The organism is Serratia sp. BNK-17 (assembly GCF_048684935.1).
In the GTDB taxonomy this organism is placed as follows: Bacteria; Pseudomonadota; Gammaproteobacteria; order Enterobacterales; family Enterobacteriaceae; genus Serratia; species Serratia nematodiphila.
Genome location: NZ_JBLQTR010000001.1, coordinates 2,171,708 through 2,189,623, shown reverse-complemented (window position 1 = coordinate 2,189,623; position 17,916 = coordinate 2,171,708). Strand labels below are relative to the sequence as shown.

Here is a 17,916-nt window from a genome sequence, read left to right as displayed (position 1 = left end):
TTCTGCCGCGGCAACGGGAGGCTCAAGCCATAACCTCTTTTATTTCCAATGCAGCAGAACAATCCTAACCATAAATAATTTTATAAAAACCAAAAAAAACAGATAAAGACAAGAAGAATCTCAATAAAAATACAAATATGAAAATCACTTTTAATTTAAAAATCAGCAATGAAAAATGATGAAATAAACCTCCGCCGCCACACCGCCGCTGACGAAACAAATTAAACAAGAAGACACCTATTTTATTCTTCACATTGACTGCCGACATAGGCCATCGCCGAGATACCCCACGATATTCATACACGCAAAAATAACACTCAATCAACTGATTTTAATAAACAAAAATAAAATTCGATTAAAAATTGACTGAATCACAATAGATTTGAGAAAATAGCGCATCTGTTTTTGCAAACAACAAAAATGCCTTTTGCGGGTGAAAAATACGGCTTAACCTTTCTTTAGGCATACAGCCTCGCGCATTCTCAGGGCAAACATTATTTATCGCTTCACCATAAAGACGATTTAAATTTCCCGTGAGACATTTCGAATTGAACATTACACGCATTTCAACATCAGGATAAAGGATAGGGAATAATCAAAACATGCATTTCATAAACGCTATCAGGCCATGGCAGGTTAACCATGGCCGATAAATCTCCCGCTAACGCAGCGACCATCGCCGTGCTGCCCCTGCTGCTGATCTGGATGGCGGCGGTCCTGCCGGTTTATTACCCCAACATGGGCGGCGACGGTCTGGCGCTGCCGCAAAACATTCTGGCCTGGGCTGTCATGGCACTCACCACGCTGATAGTGACGTTCACCATTTGCCTTGGCCGTACCCGTCTTTCGCTGACCCCCACCGCACGCCTGTTGCTGCTCGGCATCGCCGTGCTGGCGCTGCCGCTGTTGTATACCCGCCCCGAATGGCGCGAAGACGCCCTGTGGCGTTGCGCCGGTCTGCTCGGCGGCTGGCTGTTCTATGTCGCCTGCCTGCAGCTGCGCCTCAACGCCCGGCAGCGCGAGCTGCTGTTGTACGGTCTGCTGTTTGCCGTCAGCATTCAGGCGTTGCTGGCGGCGCTGCAACTGTTCGCTCCCGGTTGGGCCTGGGTTGCACCAGACGGAGGAAGGGTCTACGCCGTATTCCAGCAGCCGAATGTCTTGGGCAGCTTCATCGCCACCGGACTGGCGTTGGCGCAGTGGGCGCTGTTTTTACCCGCTTTTTCGTCCGCGCGCAGCGAGCGCCAACGGCAGGTGCTGCTGTTCACGCTGTTGACCGCCTTCGTCACCGTGCTGGTGTTGGTTCAGTCCCGCGCCGGCTGGCTGGGAGGCGCCGTAGCGGCCTCGCTGCTGTTGTGGCGGCTCTGCCGTCGGCGACCGCGTACCGCCCGCCTTGCCTGCTGCGCCCTGGCGCTGGGGCTGACGCTGGGTGTGACGATACAGCTCACCGGTTTCGGTCTGGGCGAACAAACGGGCTTTCTCGATCGCTCTCCCTCCAACGGCACGCGCCTGACCATGCTGCAAGACACCGTCGCCATGATTTTCGCCAAACCGCTGCTGGGCTGGGGTTACGGCGGCTTTGAATACAGCTTCGCGCACTTCCGTCTGCAGACAATGCCCTGGCGAGAAGTGCTGGAAGTCGCCGGGCATCCGCACAATGAAATCCTGCTGTGGTGGGTTGAGGGCGGCCTGCCGGCGCTGGCAGGTATCGCTATCGTCATCGTCGCCGGCGCACGGCTGCTGAAACGCGCCTGGCAACGGGATCGCGAAGCGCCGGCCGGTGCGCGCGTCGGGCTGTTTCTGGTGCTGCTGCCAATGTTGATACACACCCAACTGGAATATCCTTTCTATCTGTCTGCGCCGCATTGGCTGGCGTTTCTGCTGCTGCTGGCGCTGCTGGACGGCCAAACCGGCGAGCCCCGCCCGCAGCCGTTCGCCAAAGCCCTGAGTCTGCCGGTGGCGATGACAATGGTCGGCGTGTTGGTGATGGCGTTCTTCGCCTGGCAAGGGCGCATGGCGCTCACCCAATCGGAGCGCACCCTGCTGACCACCATCGACAGCATCGAGCAGATGCCGCCGCCGGCCGCCTGGATCTACCAGGAACGCAAAACGTTCGACGAGCAATCTCACGCGCTGCTGGTCTATAACCAAACGCGTGATGATGCCCTGTTGACCAGCTATCGGCAGTGGGCCAATGACTATCTGGAACGCCGCATCGACGCCAACGTTTATGCCACGCTGATCATGATCTTGCGCTATCAGGGGGCTCAGGCGGAAGCCGACGCTCGCCTGCGGGAAGCCGCTTTCCTGTTTGCGCAGGATGCGCGGTTTAGGTAGGGCAACAAGGTGAGAGCGATGCCTCGTCGCTCTCACATGCGTCATTTATGTAGCAAAATCAACGCGGCAATATCGCGCACTCTTTATCCAGCAGCGACTCTACCGACGCGCGATTGCCGACGTCCCAGCCGCGCTTCGAGGCCAGCAAGATAAACGCTTGCCGGCCGGCAAACGTGGTCGGGACGACGGCCACGCCATATTCCGCCAGCTGCGACGGCGACAAATGGAAATAATCCGCCAAATCCTTAATCGGGTAGATGCCCATCACGGCTGGCTGCATCACGCGGCGGGCATAGTAGGTGTGGCGCAACAGCTTATCCGGCAAAGGCCGCCATTGTTCCTGTATGTAGGGGCGCTCCGCCTGCAATTGACGCCGCACATCTTCGCGCAGGCAGGTCAGGTGAATATGCAATTGGTTCTGACTGCGGCCGTAAGCGGAGTTGATCGCCATGCCCAACATATCATCCGGCACCGGCCCGCCATACTCGGCGGCCAGCCGGTAACGCATCAGCCACGCATAGCCAAAATAGTCCGTCCGTTCTCCAACCAGCAGCTGCGGGCTTTCAATGCCGGAGAGCGGCGCCGTCGGCACCAGGATAAAGTGATAAGGGTAACGCGGGTTCTGCAGCACGCTAAAGCCCTGCGCTTTCCCCTGCGGCATATAAATCTGCTCGCACGGGGCCGGATTGCGTTTTTGCTGATAGTTGGCCATGCAGAGTTTATCGACCACGCCCCACAGCGCATCGGAACGGGCGCAGCCCGTCAGGGACAGAACGCCCAGCACCAGCAGCCAACGCCGAGCGGATAATGCCAGGCGCGTCATTCTTGTCGTGCTCTGTTTTTTCGCCACGTCAATTTCATTCCATTATGTCGTGCAGGCTACGGCGTCCTGCCGCGCTTAGCGTTACGAATGCGAGAAAGGCCGCGAAATGGAGAATGGTTGAGGGGCCAACGCATGGCCCCTTGAAGAAAGATTACGCCGTGCCGCCGACGGTCAACGTATCCAGTTTCAGCGTCGGTTGGCCAACGCCTACCGGCACGCTCTGGCCTTCCTTGCCGCACACGCCCACGCCTTTATCGAGCGCCAGATCGTTGCCGACCATCGAGATCTGCTGCATCGCCTCGATGCCGGAGCCGATCAGCGTCGCCCCTTTCACCGGTTTGGTGATGCGGCCCTTTTCGATCAGGTAGGCTTCGGTGGTGGAGAACACGAACTTGCCGGAGGTGATGTCCACCTGACCGCCGCCAAAGTTCGGCGCGTACAGACCGTACTCGACGCTGGCGATGATCTCTTCCGGCGTCGATTGGCCCGCCAGCATGTAGGTGTTGGTCATGCGCGGCATCGGCAGATGCGCGTAGGACTCGCGGCGGCCGTTGCCGGTCGGGGCGACGCCCATCAGCCGCGCGTTGAGCTTGTCCTGCATGTAGCCTCTCAATACGCCGTTTTCAATCAGCACGTTGTACTGGCCCGGCACGCCTTCGTCGTCGATCGCCAGCGAGCCGCGGCGCCCTTGCAGGGTGCCGTCGTCCACCACGGTGCACAGTTCGGACGCCACCAGCTCGCCCATATGGCCGCTGAACACCGAGGTGCCGCGCCGGTTGAAGTCGCCTTCCAGGCCGTGGCCCACCGCCTCATGCAGCAGCACGCCCGGCCAGCCGGCGCCCAGCACGACCGGCATATTGCCGGCCGGCGCCGCTACCGCGCCGAGGTTGACCAGCGCCATGCGCACCGCTTCTTTAGCGTAAGCGTCGGCGCGCACGTCGCCGTCGACGGTTTCCAGGAAGTAGTCATAGCCGAAACGGCCGCCGCCGCCGCTGGAGCCGCGCTCACGCTTGCCGTCCTGCTCCACCAGCACGCTGACGGAAAGACGCACCAGCGGGCGAACGTCCGCCGCCAGCGTGCCGTCGGTGGCGGCCACCAACACCTGCTCGTAAACGCCGGTGATGCTGGCGTTCACTTCCTGAACCCGCGCATCGGCGGCGCGCGCCACCTTGTCGACGCGGTGCAACAGGGCGATTTTCTCTTCGCGTGGCAGGCTTTGCAGCGGATCGAGCAGCGGATACAGCGCCCGGTAACCGATTTCGCCCAGGGTATGCGCCCGCCCGTCGCCCTGCTCGCGCACGATGCTGCGCGCCGCCTGGGCGCTCTGCTGCAGCGCATTCAGGGTGATCTGATCGGCATAGGCGAAGCCGGTCTTCTCACCGCTGACGGCGCGCACGCCGACGCCCTGGTCGATATTGTAAGAGCCATCCTTGATGATGCCGTCCTCGATCACCCAGGCTTCGTGATAGCTGGACTGGAAATAGAGATCGGCGTAGTCGATACGGCGTTCTGCCAGTTGACCCAGTACCCTGTACAGGTCTTGATGACTCAGCTTGTTGGTAGCGAGTAACTGCTCACTGACAAACGTCAGGCTCATAATGGTTTCACTCTTGATTGGAGGATAGCTTGTCAGACGGCGCCGTCAGCGACGTCTGGAATCGGTTGTGCTGCAGCACCGGCATCTGCGCACGAATATTTTTCAGGCTTGCGGTGTCCACGCGCACCTTCAGCGCCGCCACGGCGTCCGCGTTCTCGGCCAGCACCTTGCCCCAGCCGTCAACAGCCAGCGTGTGGCCCCAGGTGCGACGAGTCGGTCCGTGGCGCCCCACCTGCGCCGGCGCCAGGATCATGCACTGGTTTTCGATCGCCCGGGCGCGCAGCAGGATTTCCCAATGCGCCTCGCCGGTGACCCGGGTAAACGCCGCCGGCACCGAAATCAGTTCGGCGCCCTGCGCCCGCAGCGCCTGGAACAGCGCGGGGAAGCGCAGATCGTAGCATATGGTCATGCCCAAACGCCCGACCGGCGTATCCACCACCGTCAGGTGCTGCCCGTGCTGGTAGGTATCCGACTCGCGGTAGTGGCCGTGCGCATCGTTGATATCCACATCGAACATGTGCAGTTTGTCATAGCGGGCGCGGATTTCGCCCTGCTCGTCGAACAACAGGCTGCTGGTGGTGATAAGTTCCGGGTTTTCGCGGCTGATCAAGGGCATCGAGCCCACCAGCAACCACACCCCATAGCGGCGCGCCAGCTCGCGCACCGCGTTCTGCAGCGGGCCATCGCCCTGTTTTTCCGCCTGTTGGCGGTAGGCCGCGGAGTTGGCGAACAGCAGCGCGTTCTCCGGCGTCATGACCAGTTTTACCCCGGCATTGAGCTGCTTGATCTGCTGTTCAATCTGGGCCAGGTTATCGCGCACCTGATCGCCACTGCACAACTGCAACAACGCAACGTTAGCATTCCTCATGACGCCTTATCCTCCTTTGCCTTACGAAGTACCTCATTGATCTTCGGCTGGTCGAGATCGCCGCCGATATGGTAGCGAATCAGCGAAATCTTGCTCCACAGCGGCCCCAGCACCTGCGAGGCGGCAAATACCGCCGCGCCGACGATCGGGTTGACGACAAACGCCGTGGCCACGCCGACGGTCGCCGAAATCGCCGGCGCCACCACCGCCTCCATATCGATGCGGCGGCGCGCCAGATCGATCTGGCCGCTCATGGCGATGTCCGCCGCCAGGCCGTCGATCAATAGATTATCAGTATGCATTATGCCATCTTTCAGCCAGGCGGTGCTGCGGATGGAATCAAAGTAGAAACCTTTGCCGAAGGTATCGCTGAAATCGAACTGCAGCTTGCGCAGCAGGGCGTCGAAGCTGACCAGCCGCAGCAGCTGGCCGGCGCGGCCGCCGCCCATGCTGTCGATCTCGCCCTTGCCCATCTTGACCTGCAGCGCGCCGCTTAACGTATTGACCTGCGGCTGCCACGGCGCGCCGTGCCAGTACAGATCGAAGTCCACGTCGTAAGGCGCTCCCTTCAGCGGGATAGTGATGCCGAAGAAGGCGGCGGTTTCATCGATCTTGCCGCCGAGCAGTTTGCCTTTCAGCGAGCTGCGCTCTTCCTGCGCGTTTTGTTTCCACAGGCCGGTGGCGCTCATACGCCCTTTACCGGTATCGACCAGGCCGTGATCCAGCGTCAGGGTATCCCCCCGATTAGTCAGATCCGCCTCGACCTTGCCGAGGTTCTGCCCCAGCACCCAGCACGACTTGCAGCGCAGCATCAGCGAAGGCCAGTCGCGGAAGGAAACTTTCTCGGTCGACGGCGACGGCGCACCCGCCGCGTTTTTCGTCTCGGCGAACTGTGGGTTGTAATACAGGTAGTTGATATCGGCGCGCCACGGCCCGCGATCGGCCACCCGCAGGCTGCCGTCCACTTCGTCGCTCTTGGCGCTCACCAGGGTACCGCCAAGCTGTTTTTCGGCCGACAGCGTCAGCTTATGCCAGGCCTGGCCGCCCAACAGCAGCTGCGGCGTAGTCAGCGCCACGGTGGTAGGGAAGCTGAAACCGCCCACCTGACCGCTGCCGCCGCCCTGTTTCAGCGCCGGCGCCAGCAGCGCCAGCCACTGCTCGCCGTCCAGCGCCGGCAGGTTCAGCGTCATCGATTTGCCGGCCGGCAGCGGCGGGGTGCCGCCACCGTTGGTTTGCCAGGCGGCACGCGCCAGATCCACCTGTTTTTTGTCGAAGTTCCATTCGCTGTTGAAGCGGTTCTGCTTGCCCGCGCTGCCGGTCAACATGAAACCGTTCAGACCACCTTTAACCTTGACGTTCACCGGCAACGCCTCGCCCGGCGCCTTGTCCAGCGGTGAGGGTAAGTGACTGCTCACTTTCTTCAGATCTGCGTCCAGGCCGATATCGTAGCTGGCCGAGCCCTGATGCGGCAACGTGATGGCCACCTGACTCTGCCAGGGCGCACTGCCGCTGAGCGCAGCGGCAGCCTCTGTCGGCAGGCCGGGGAACTTGCCCGGCTGCCAGTCGCCCTTTAGGCCGACATTGATCTTGTAATCGCGATCGCCTTCCTGCGTGGAAAAGTTGACCGCCACCGGCTGCCCGAACCAGTTGGCCGACAAGGGGTCGCTCTGCAGGTTGCCGTTGTCGAAGCGGAATTTGCCGCTGAGCTTTTGCAGTTCGCTGTCCAGCGGCTTTATCAGCAACGAATTGTTGTTCAGCGCCACTTCGCCGGTGGCTCTGACCTGCTCGCCGTCCAGGGGAATATCAAGATGTAAGCGCCCACTGACATCACCGCCAATCTGCAGCTGCTCCAGCGCCGCCCCGAGCGAATCGTGCAACGGCGTCTGCATGAAGTAGTCATGCACGTCGCTGCCCGCCCCCGCGACTTCGGCGTCGATCAGCAGCCGCTCTTTCAGGTAATCCGGGATCACCGCGCTGATATTTTTACCCGCCACCTTACCCAATCGGGTTTGCGGCGCATGCATCCACAATCCCTCGTTGGCGAAATCGAGATCGATCGCCAAATCGGTCAGCGCCGGCCAGCCCGGTTGGAACTGGAAGGTGGCGTGACGTAGCGGTACGAAGACTTCAAACTGCCCTTCGTTTTTACGATACGGGAAGTGCTGCGGATCGCCGGAATAAATCAGCGTAGCGTTATCCACCTGGCCGCCCTGAATGGCGCCGCTCAGGTAGTCCACCAGATGCTTGCCCATCAACGGTTCCGGGAAATAGCGCCAGGCGTCGGCGCCGTCATACAGGCGGATGCCCGCCAGGATGTTCAGCCACGGATCGCCCTTGGCCGGCTGCTGATAACGGAAATCACCGTTGACCCACAGCGACTTCGCCTTGACGTCCAGCCCCTGACTCGCCAGCTCCCACCCTTGATCGTTGTAACGCCAGGTCAGCGCGCCGCGCGCGCTGCTGATTTCAAGCGGGGCGCGGAACATGTCGCCGTAAGGCAGGGTGCTGTCGGTGAGCCCCAGCGTCAGGCGGCCGTTCTCCACCCCGCCGCTCAGCGCACCGGAGAAGTGGTTGACGCCGGGCAGCAGTTCCCAACGCTGCCAGCTGACATCGCGCCACAGCGCCTGAAAACGGCTCTTTTCCGGCTGCTTGAGCGGGATGTCCAGCGCCAGCGCTGCCACCTGCCCCTGCGGCTGCAGATCGTTCCAGCGCTCGAGCACATCCGGGCTGAGGAACGAGAAGGTCGGCAGCAGCGCCGACAGGCGCTCCAGCTGAAGGTTGGTCGCGCGCACCCGCAGCTCTTCATTCTGCGTCGGCCCCATGAACTCGGTGTTTTCCGGCAGCCACAGCGCGGACAGCCCGCCCTGCGGCCAGGCCTGGCCGTCGGTGCTCAAACGCAGCTGCGGCACGTCGAGCTGCCAACCGGTGCCCTGGCGGCGCAGCGACAGCGCCAGATTGTCCACGTCCAGCCGGTGCTGCGCGGCGCCGGTATCCCAGTTGGCCGCCCCCTGCTTGAGCAACGCATGGCCGCCGGCGATCTCGCCGTTCTGCACCTGCAGCCAGGCCGCCAGGCTGAAATCGGCGCTTTCCAGCCCAGTGTTGGCGCGCAGCCAGCGGGTAAACCAGGGTTTCATGTCGATGTTGTCGGCCTGCAGGTAGACCGTACCGGTATCCAGCAGGCCTTGATTGTCACGCAGGTCCATGCGCAGCTGCACCACGCCGTGTTGGCCATTCAGCGTCGACAGGCTGATCTGCCCCTCGGCGCGGTGGCGGTCGCGGCCGTTGAGCCAGGTCAGCTGGGGAATGTCGAATTCGGCGCGCGCGCCGGCGGGCGTCAGGAATGAAATACGGCTGTCGCGCAGATCGAAATGGTCGAGCTGGCGCAGCATCAGATCGCTGATTTTACCGGGTTCAAGGCCATCGCCCTGCCGATCGCCGCCCAGCGTGGCGTTCAAATCAAGCCGGAATTGATAGAAGGTCAGATCGCGGAACTGCCAGCGCCAGTGCAACAGCGACTGCCACACATCCAGCGCCAGCGTCACGCGCTCGATATGCACATCGCTTTTGGGCAGCGTAACGCTCAGGTTACGCACTTCAAGCTGTGGGCCGAAGGTTTCCCAACTGCCCTGTAGGAAATCCATCTGCACGGGCACGCCGGACAGCTTCTCCACCTGCGCCAGCAGTTGGGGACGGTAGTCGTTCAGCTTCGGCAGCATCAGGCGCAGCCCGCTGATCAGCAGCGCCACAATCACGATTAGGGTGGCGCCTGTTGCTAACAGAATCCCAGGCAGTCGCCTCACGCAGTTCTCCTTGCTCCGCTGCCTGGCAACGGGAATATCTATGCACTGACGGGCTCGGCGTGCCGGGCCCCTATCGATGTCGGGCGGGCTACATCATGACGACGTCGAACTGCTCCTGGCTGTACAACGGTTCGATCTGCACCTTCACCTGTTTGCCGACGAAGATCTCCACTTCGGCCAGCGCATGCGACTCTTCGCTCTTCAGCGCTTCGCCGACCGCCGCAGAGGCGTACACCAGGAAGCGATCGGAATCGTAAGCATGGTGCACGCGCACAATCTCGCGCAGGATCTCGTAGCACACGGTTTCCACCGTTTTCACGGTGCCGCGCCCATTGCAAGTAGGACAATCGTGACAGAGCACATGTTCAATGCTTTCACGCGTTCGTTTACGCGTCATTTCAACTAAGCCTAGCTGAGAGAAGCCGTTGATCGTGGTTTTTACCCGATCTTTACTCAACGCCTGCTCCAGCGAGTGCAGCACCCGACGGCGATGCTCTTCGTTGTTCATATCGATAAAGTCGATGATGATGATGCCGCCCAGATTGCGCAGCCGCAGCTGGCGGGCGATGGCCTGCGTCGCCTCGATGTTGGTATTGAAGATGGTTTCATCGAGGTTGCGATGGCCGACGAAGGCGCCGGTGTTGATGTCGACCGTGGTCATCGCCTCGGTCTGATCGATGATCAGATAGCCGCCGGACTTCAGCTCCACCTTGCGCTCCAGCGCACGCTGGATCTCGTTTTCCACATCGTACAGATCGAAAATCGGCTGGCTGCCGGTATAGAGCTCGAGCTTGTTGGTGATGTCCGGGATGTACTCGCCGGTGAACTCCACCAGCAGATCGTGCGTCAACCGCGAATCGACGCGGATGCGATCCAGCGCCGCGCCGGCGAAATCGCGCAAGATGCGCTGCGCCAACGCCAGCTCGCCGTACAGCTTGTATTTGGTCTGGTTGCGCTTCTTGCGCTCCATCACCTTGGTCCACAGCCGTTTGAGGAATGCGGCGTCCTGCGCCAGCTCTTCCTCGCCGATGCCTTCCGCCGCGGTGCGGATGATAAAGCCGCCCAGCTCGTCGCAGTGCGGCGCCACGATCGCCTTCAGGCGCTCGCGCTCGGCTTCGCTGTCGATGCGCTGCGACACGCCGACGTGCGCCGCACCCGGCATGAAGACCAGATAACGCGAAGGCAGCGTGATATCGGTGGTCAAACGCGCGCCCTTGGTGCCAAGCGGATCTTTCACCACCTGCACCATCAGGTCTTGCCCCTGGCGCACCAGCTCGGCGATGTCGCGCACGTGGAAGTTTTTCCGCTCGTCGCCGGCGACGCATTCGGTATGCGGCATGATGTCAGAGGCGTGCAGGAAGGCGGCCTTGTCCAGGCCGATGTCGACGAACGCCGCCTGCATGCCCGGCAGGACGCGGCTGACGCGCCCTTTATAGATATTGCCGACGATGCCGCGTTTGGATTCGCGTTCGATATGGATCTCTTGCAGAATGCCGCCATCGATATAGGCGACCCGCGTTTCAGACGGTGTGATATTAACCAGTAGCTCAGCTGTCATGCCTTCTCCTCAGAGCCGGTCGATAATGGCAGCGCCCATCAACCGGTTCTTACATCACGTAATGCGACAAAATTACTGAGCAGCTCATGTGTTTCGACCAGCGGCAGACCGACCACTGCGTGATAACTCCCGGTTATCGTTCTGACGAAACAACCACCCTTTCCTTGAATTCCATAGGCGCCCGCCTTATCCATCGGTTCGCCCGTAGCAATATAGTCGCGGATATCCTGTTGTGACAGGCTGCGGAACGTCACGTCAGTCACCACCAGCTGGCAACGCACGTCGTGGCGATCGGCGATCGCCACTGCCGTCATCACCTGATGCTGCTTGCCGGACAGGGCCGCCAGCATGTCCGCCGCATGGGCTTCGTCGCGCGGCTTCTCCAGCACCCGGCCGTTGAGCACCACGATGGTGTCGGCGCCCAGCACCGGCCGATCTTCCTGCGCCAGCGCCACGCCCGCCTTGGCCTTGTCCTGCGCCAGGCGGCGCACATAGGCTTCTGCGGCTTCGCCTTCCCGGCGCTGCTCTTCGGTATGCGTCAGCAGAATGTCGAACGACACGCCCAGCAGGGTCAGCAGTTCACGTCGACGTGGGGAGCCGGAGGCCAGATAAAGCGAAGTCATTGATATACCCTTACTGTACGGCGAACTGACGGCGGATTTTGCGCATCAACAGGAATAACCACGGCCACAAAATGCCGTTTACCACACTACTCCAGAACACCTCTGGGCGGAAAGAGACGTTGATCACTAAAAACTCAGCCCAGAACACCACCACGTCCATCGACAGCGACAGCAACACGACGATAAGCGCCTGTTGCCACAGCGCCATATTGCGGAACAGTTGGAATTTGAACGCCACCAGATAGGCGATGATGCCCAGCGCCAGCGCGCGCACGCCCAGCGTGGAACCGAGGATCAGATCCATGATCAGCCCCAGCACGAAGCCGGTGCCGACGTTGACCCGATGCGGCAAAGCCATCACCCAGTAGATCAGGATCAGCACCAGCCAGGAAGGCCGGAACATGTAGATCTGCTCCGGCCACGGCATGATTTGCAGCACCAACGCCACCAGGAACGACAGCCAGATTATCCAGCGCCCGTGGCTGCGGTAGCTGTTCATTGCACCACCTCCGCCGCCGCAGGCTGAACCTGAGGCTGAGCAGACGCCGGAGCGCCGGATTGCGGCGCCGCACCGGCGGCCGGGGCCGGCAGCTGTGGCCCGACGGAACCGGCCGGCGGCAGCACCTGCGGCATCATCTGCATCAAGCGCTCATTGGCCACGCGGTGTACTTCGTCCGGCGGCAGCGGCATGTCGCCGTTGCGATCGGCGCCCCACAGCAGCAGCAGGTAGCGCAAACGCTGCAGACCGGCGGTCGGCCGCGCCTGAATCACAGTGTAAGCACGCTGGTTGTCGACTTTGACCGAGGAGACCACCGCTACCGGATACCCTTCCGGGAAGCGGCCGCCGAGGCCGGAGGTGACCAGCACGTCGCCGACGCGGATGTCGGTGTTGTTCGGCAGATGCTCCAGTTGCAGATCGTCGGCGCAGCCGCTGCCCGCAGCGATCACCCGAATATCGTTGCGCAGCACCTGGATCGGCAGCGCATGCGAGGCGTCGCAGATCAGCAGCACGCGGCTGGTGACTTTCGCCACCGCCACCACCTGACCGACCACGCCCTTGTCGCTGATCACCGGCTGGCCTTCATAGACGCCGTTGTCCGACCCTTTGTCGATCACCACCTGATCGCTATACGGATCGGAACCGGTGGAGATCACCTGGGTGACCATCTTGTGTTCGTCCTGACGCAGCGGAGAACCCAGCAGCTCGCGCAAGCGGGCATTTTCCTGCTTGAATTGGCCAAGAAGAAGAATATCGCTGTTTTTCAGCAGCAGTTCCTGCCGCAGAGCGCGGTTTTCCAGCTCCAGCTGTTGGCGGGTGGCCAGCGTCTCTGACACGCTGTCCAAAACTTTACGCGGCCCGTTGGCCAGAAAATAGAAAGGGCTGACTGCGGTGTCCATGTAGTTGCGTATCTTCACGAACGTGCCGAGCCGGCTGTCGGCAACGATCAGGCCAATGGCCGCAATCACCGCCAAAAAAAGTCGCAGTTGCAGGGAAGGCCCCCTGCTAAAAATCGGCTTCATAAATTATGCGAGTTCCTCGACAACAGAAAGAGGAACCGTACCCGATTCTCGCTGTGCGCATTCATCCGATACGATTCCTCCTTCCAGGGGCTGACTATTCTTCGCTGAACAAATCGCCGCCGTGCATGTCGATCATTTCCAACGCCTTGCCGCCGCCGCGCGCCACGCAGGTCAGTGGATCTTCCGCCACTACGACCGGGATGCCGGTTTCTTCCATCAGCAAGCGATCGAGATTGCGCAGCAGCGCGCCGCCGCCGGTCAATACCATGCCGCGTTCGGAAATGTCGGAGGCCAATTCTGGCGGGCACTGCTCCAGCGCCACCATCACCGCGCTGACGATGCCGGTCAGCGGCTCTTGCAGGGCTTCGAGGATTTCATTGGAGTTCAGGGTAAAGCCGCGCGGTACGCCTTCGGCCAGGTTACGGCCGCGGACTTCGATTTCGCGCACTTCGTCACCCGGATAGGCAGAACCGATTTCGTGCTTGATGCGCTCGGCGGTCGCTTCGCCGATCAGCGAGCCGTAGTTGCGGCGCACATAATTGATGATGGCTTCATCGAAGCGGTCGCCGCCGATGCGCACGGAAGAGGAGTACACCACGCCGTTCAGCGAGATCACCGCCACTTCAGTGGTACCGCCACCGATATCCACCACCATTGAGCCTGTCGCTTCGGAGACCGGCAGACCTGCGCCGATCGCCGCCGCCATCGGCTCTTCAATCAGGAACACTTCGCGCGCGCCGGCCCCTTGGGCGGACTCGCGGATAGCGCGGCGTTCAACCTGGGTCGCGCCGACCGGCACACAGACCAGCACGCGCGGGCTTGGGCGCATGAAGCTGTTGCTGTGAACCTGTTTGATAAAGTGCTGCAGCATTTTTTCGGTCACGAAGAAGTCGGCGATCACGCCGTCTTTCATCGGGCGAATAGCCGCGATGTTGCCGGGGGTGCGGCCCAGCATCTGTTTGGCGTCATGACCGACGGCCGCAACGCTCTTTGGGGAGCCGGCACGATCCTGACGAATGGCAACCACCGAAGGTTCATTCAGTACGATGCCTTGCCCTTTAACATAAATCAGGGTATTGGCGGTACCCAAGTCGATGGACAAGTCGTTGGAAAACATGCCACGAAATTTCTTAAACATAACGAAAGGATAATCCTGCAAGCTGGGGGCGGAAAATAAAATCCGCCTACTTTACCAACCACACGAAGCAGCGACAAGGCGCAAAAACGTTCTACTTCGGTGAAAAATAGTCTGTATTGTTTCTGCTCGAATGCACGGAAATTGGATGAGGCCTGAATTCCCTGAACAAAGGCTCAGTTTACCACCCTGTCAACGCACGAAACGGCGTAACACAGCTCATAAAATCTAACATATTCCCTGATTGCCGCCGATGGTAAGCACCTACCAACGCCAACCAGATAAAAGCTGACAAGAGCCTATCTCAAATAGGCGTCGTTGTCGCAGGCAGATTGGAGAAAACTCCAAAATGACGAGTGACATGGCCCAGATGGATCCGGCGCTCATTCTACGTCAATTTTTGTCCGGCAATCAGCTTAAACGCGATAACGACGTGAATATTTTTTACGCCCCGCGTCGATCGGTTCCGGCGACGCGAAAAAGTCGCCCTGCCCGCCGTGGATCCCACGCTCTTTCAGCGTCTGCCACTCGTTGCGCGTGCGTACGCTGGCGGCGAACACCTGCGCGCGCGTACCCGCGCAGGCGCCGGTCAGGCTCTGCACGAACAGCTGGTTTTCGTCCCGCTTATCGATGCTCCGCACCAACCCCGGGTGGAGCTTGACGATCTCCACCTGCAGCGACTTGATATAGGACGTACTGACCACGGTTAACCCCGCTTTGGACACCGCCAGGCGGCAACCCAGCCCTGACAGCAACCTCAGCACCGGACGCAAACGGTCGATATGTTGACACACATCTGCCTCCGCAAGTTCAATCAGAATTCGCCGACGTTGACTTTTTTCGCATTGCAACAGCGTATCGCGTAGCCAGCGCTGGAAAGAGCGCTGCAAAATCGAGTCTACGCACAGTGGAAACGCCAGCGTTTCCTCGGGCCACTGCGCCAACAAGGGAATGATGCGGCTCACCTGTTGGCGATCGTAACTCTCCGCCAACCCCAGCTGCTGCACCAGCGGCATATATTCCGCCGGCAGCAATTCCTGGGTGCCGTCATAGATCCGGCTCATGATCTCGCGATGGTGCACCTCGCCTTCCACGGTCACCGCCGGTTTCTGATACAGCCGCGGGCCACCGCGCGCCAGCACCTGTTCCAGCAGCGTGCGCCACTTGACGCTGCCGCGCCCCTTTTCCGGCACCTGGCTGTCGTACACATACCACCCGTTTTCGCCCTGCAGCGTAGCGTGGCGCGTCGCCTGCTCCGCATAGTCGATCACCTGCTCGGTGGTTTGACCGCTGCGGTACGCCACGATGCCGATGTGCAGGAAGGCCTCGCGATCGATCAGCGCCGTGGAAGGCAAGGCATCGATGGCGTTGACCAGCTGTGAAGCGATGCCGTCGGCCTCCTTCAGGGTTCGATGCGGCAACAGCACGGTAAAATCGCTGTGGAAGTAGCGCGCCAGCAGCGCCGACGGGTAACGCATCACGAAGGTAGACAGCAGGTTGACCAGCGAATACATCAGTTCTTGCACCGCCACGCTGCCGTGCGTCTCGCGCAGGGTCTCGAAATCGGGCAGCCGCACCATCATCACGATGCCGTGCGAGCCTTCATCTTCCAGCTGAGTGGTCAATTGGTTATCGAAGAACAGGCGATTATTCAGCCCGGTTTTGGCGTCCTGCGCGGCAAAGGCGCGGATCAGCGTATCGACCCGGCTGCGCTCTTCCCGCGCTTCCGCCAGATCGGCCAGCAGGCGGTCGAGCGCGCCGCTGACGTTGGCCGGCCACTCACGCACGTCGCCCTGCATGACGTTTTCACGCTCGCCGTTCAGAATGCGCCGCGCGCGGCGTTCCAGACGATCTTCGCCGTCGGCCTGTTCACGCAGCCAGCGCAGGCTGAACAGCAAAATCACCACCATGACGACGATCGACAGCGTGACGGCGGCGGTGGATTGCAGCGTACGCACGTCGCTGGCGAAGGGATCGAGGTAGGTGATGTACAGCGTGCTGCCCGGGTGCTGCAACAGGGGGCGCGAGACCTGACGATAGCCGTTCAGCGCATCCCAGTGCTCTTTTTTGACCGTCGGCAATTTATAGTCGAGCAGTTGGCTGGCCCCGGCCTCTATGCGGATCGACACGATGCCGAGCGTGCGCATGACGATGGGCAACCATTTCTCCTGCTCCTGCGGCGGCTCGCTCAGCATGGCTTGATCGAGAGTGGTAACCAGCGAATCCAAGCGGCGCTCCTGGCGATCCTGGGTAACGTAAAAGAAGCTGTATGAGCATCCCATCAGCATCAAAAACATCGCCAGCGCGACCAACAGAGTGATCAATGCAGAGAGTTTGGTGGTAAATCGCATCCCTGTGCCTTGTCCGCTATGGTTAAGTGAGTGTTCACCCTTTAGCTAAAAGGGACCGTCCAACCCTAACAAGCCTTGCTGAGGAATTAAACCTGCAAGCGCCGTTTTTGTCCTTTATCAGGACTTGGGCCGCTTATTATGCATATAGTCAAATAAATGTGATTCAGCCATTGATAGAAAAGTGTAAACGAGAGGAAGAGTGACATGCGTGCACTGTTATTGGAACAACAAGACGACCAAACTCTGGCCCATATCAAAGATATCGACAGCGATCGGTTGCCGGAAGGCGATGTTACCGTCGACATCAACTGGTCCAGCCTGAACTACAAGGATGCGCTGGCGATCACCGGCAAAGGCAAGATCGTACGCAACTTCCCAATGGTGCCGGGCATCGATTTCGCCGGCACCGTGCGCCACAGCCGCGACGATCGCTTCAAAGAGGGGCAAAGCGTGGTGCTCACCGGCTGGGGCGTGGGCGAACACCACTGGGGCGGCCTGGCCGAGCAGGCGCGCGTCTCCGGTGAGTGGCTGGTGCCGCTGCCGAACGGGCTGGATGAGCGCAAGGCGATGATCATCGGCACCGCCGGCTTTACCGCCATGCTGTGCGTGATGGCGCTGGAGGAAGGCGGCGTGCACCCGGACGACGGCGATATCCTGGTCACCGGCGCCAGCGGCGGCGTGGGCAGCACCGCCATCGCCCTGCTGGCGGCGTTGGGTTACCGGGTGACCGCCATCAGCGGCCGCGACAGCAATACCGAGTACCTGAAAGCGCTCGGCGCCAAAGAGGTGATGTCGCGCGATGGCTATATCGACACGCCGCGTCCGCTGGAGAAACAGCTGTGGGCCGGCGCAGTGGACACCGTCGGCGACAAACTGCTGGCGCGGGTGCTGGCACAGATGAACTATAACGGCACCGTCGCCGCCTGCGGCCTGGCGGGCGGTTATCAGTTGCCGACCACCGTGATGCCGTTCATTCTGCGCAACGTGCGCCTGCAGGGCGTGGATTCAGTGCATACGCCGCTGCATCGCCGCCAAACCGCCTGGGAACGGCTGGCCGGCATTCTGCCGGACAGCTTCTATCAGCAGGCCACACACGAAATCACCCTCGAGCAGGCGCCGGCCACCGCCGCTGCGCTGCTGAACAACCAAATCACCGGCCGCACCCTGGTGAAAATCCGCTGACCTTCTCCCCTCGTCGACGGGGGGAGTTCCCGCTTCTGCGAAATTTCATATTTTCCCGCGCCCCCTCGCTTCCGGCCGGCTTTAGCGCCATGCTTATTTCATGGAGACCCGTTTGCCGCTTACA

12 protein-coding genes are annotated in these 17,916 nt (G+C 60.8%); 2 read left to right on the top strand and 10 right to left on the bottom strand.

The features are described 5' to 3' along the window. Positions 1-642 precede the first annotated feature (642 nt). Positions 643-2,334 (top strand): PglL family O-oligosaccharyltransferase, encoded by a 1,692-nt coding sequence (locus ACMGF7_RS10400; RefSeq protein ID WP_164095419.1) that lies wholly within the window; start codon positions 643-645, stop codon positions 2,332-2,334. 58 nt (positions 2,335-2,392) lie between these two features. On the opposite strand, the gene ACMGF7_RS10395 is transcribed toward ACMGF7_RS10400, so the two are convergent. The 10 genes from ACMGF7_RS10395 to csrD form a co-directional block, all read right to left on the bottom strand. Next, positions 2,393-3,157, bottom strand: coding sequence for a CDP-diacylglycerol diphosphatase (locus tag ACMGF7_RS10395; RefSeq protein ID WP_273875006.1), 765 nt, complete (start codon positions 3,155-3,157; stop codon positions 2,393-2,395). 151 nt (positions 3,158-3,308) lie between these two features. After that, a complete protein-coding gene (tldD, locus tag ACMGF7_RS10390) occupies positions 3,309-4,754 on the bottom strand; it encodes a metalloprotease TldD (RefSeq protein ID WP_016930234.1) in 1,446 nt (481 codons plus the stop codon). Between the two features lie 7 nt (positions 4,755-4,761). Next, entirely contained in the window at positions 4,762-5,622 is an 861-nt protein-coding gene (gene nit1 / locus ACMGF7_RS10385; RefSeq protein ID WP_004936930.1) for a deaminated glutathione amidase, read from the bottom strand. Next, positions 5,619-9,422 (bottom strand): AsmA2 domain-containing protein YhdP, encoded by a 3,804-nt coding sequence (gene yhdP / locus ACMGF7_RS10380; RefSeq protein WP_197800483.1) that lies wholly within the window; start codon positions 9,420-9,422, stop codon positions 5,619-5,621. Before yhdP ends, nit1 begins: the two co-directional genes overlap by 4 nt. Positions 9,423-9,510: 88 nt before the next feature. Next, the gene (gene rng / locus ACMGF7_RS10375; RefSeq protein WP_004936922.1) at positions 9,511-10,980 is read right to left on the bottom strand and encodes a ribonuclease G; all 1,470 of its coding nucleotides are present in this window, start codon (positions 10,978-10,980) and stop codon (positions 9,511-9,513) included. Positions 10,981-11,018: 38 nt separating this feature from the next. Then, positions 11,019-11,603 (bottom strand): Maf family protein, encoded by a 585-nt coding sequence (locus ACMGF7_RS10370; RefSeq protein WP_004936921.1) that lies wholly within the window; start codon positions 11,601-11,603, stop codon positions 11,019-11,021. A gap of 10 nt (positions 11,604-11,613) precedes the next feature. After that, positions 11,614-12,102 (bottom strand): rod shape-determining protein MreD, encoded by a 489-nt coding sequence (gene mreD / locus ACMGF7_RS10365; protein WP_004936918.1) that lies wholly within the window; start codon positions 12,100-12,102, stop codon positions 11,614-11,616. Then, positions 12,099-13,124 (bottom strand): rod shape-determining protein MreC, encoded by a 1,026-nt coding sequence (gene mreC / locus ACMGF7_RS10360; protein WP_049241438.1) that lies wholly within the window; start codon positions 13,122-13,124, stop codon positions 12,099-12,101. The genes mreD and mreC overlap by 4 nt, the downstream gene beginning before the upstream one ends. A gap of 94 nt (positions 13,125-13,218) precedes the next feature. After that, positions 13,219-14,262 carry a rod shape-determining protein MreB gene (mreB, locus tag ACMGF7_RS10355; RefSeq protein WP_003855260.1) on the bottom strand — a complete coding sequence of 348 codons (1,044 nt, stop codon included), beginning with the start codon at positions 14,260-14,262 and terminating at the stop codon, positions 13,219-13,221. 413 nt (positions 14,263-14,675) lie between these two features. Further along, the gene (gene csrD, locus ACMGF7_RS10350) at positions 14,676-16,610 is read right to left on the bottom strand and encodes an RNase E specificity factor CsrD (protein ID WP_049241436.1); all 1,935 of its coding nucleotides are present in this window, start codon (positions 16,608-16,610) and stop codon (positions 14,676-14,678) included. A 204-nt stretch (positions 16,611-16,814) separates the two neighbouring features. On the opposite strand from csrD, the gene ACMGF7_RS10345 reads away from it, so the two are divergent. Next, positions 16,815-17,792 (top strand): MDR family oxidoreductase, encoded by a 978-nt coding sequence (locus ACMGF7_RS10345; protein WP_164095424.1) that lies wholly within the window; start codon positions 16,815-16,817, stop codon positions 17,790-17,792. Positions 17,793-17,916: the final 124 nt, after the last annotated feature.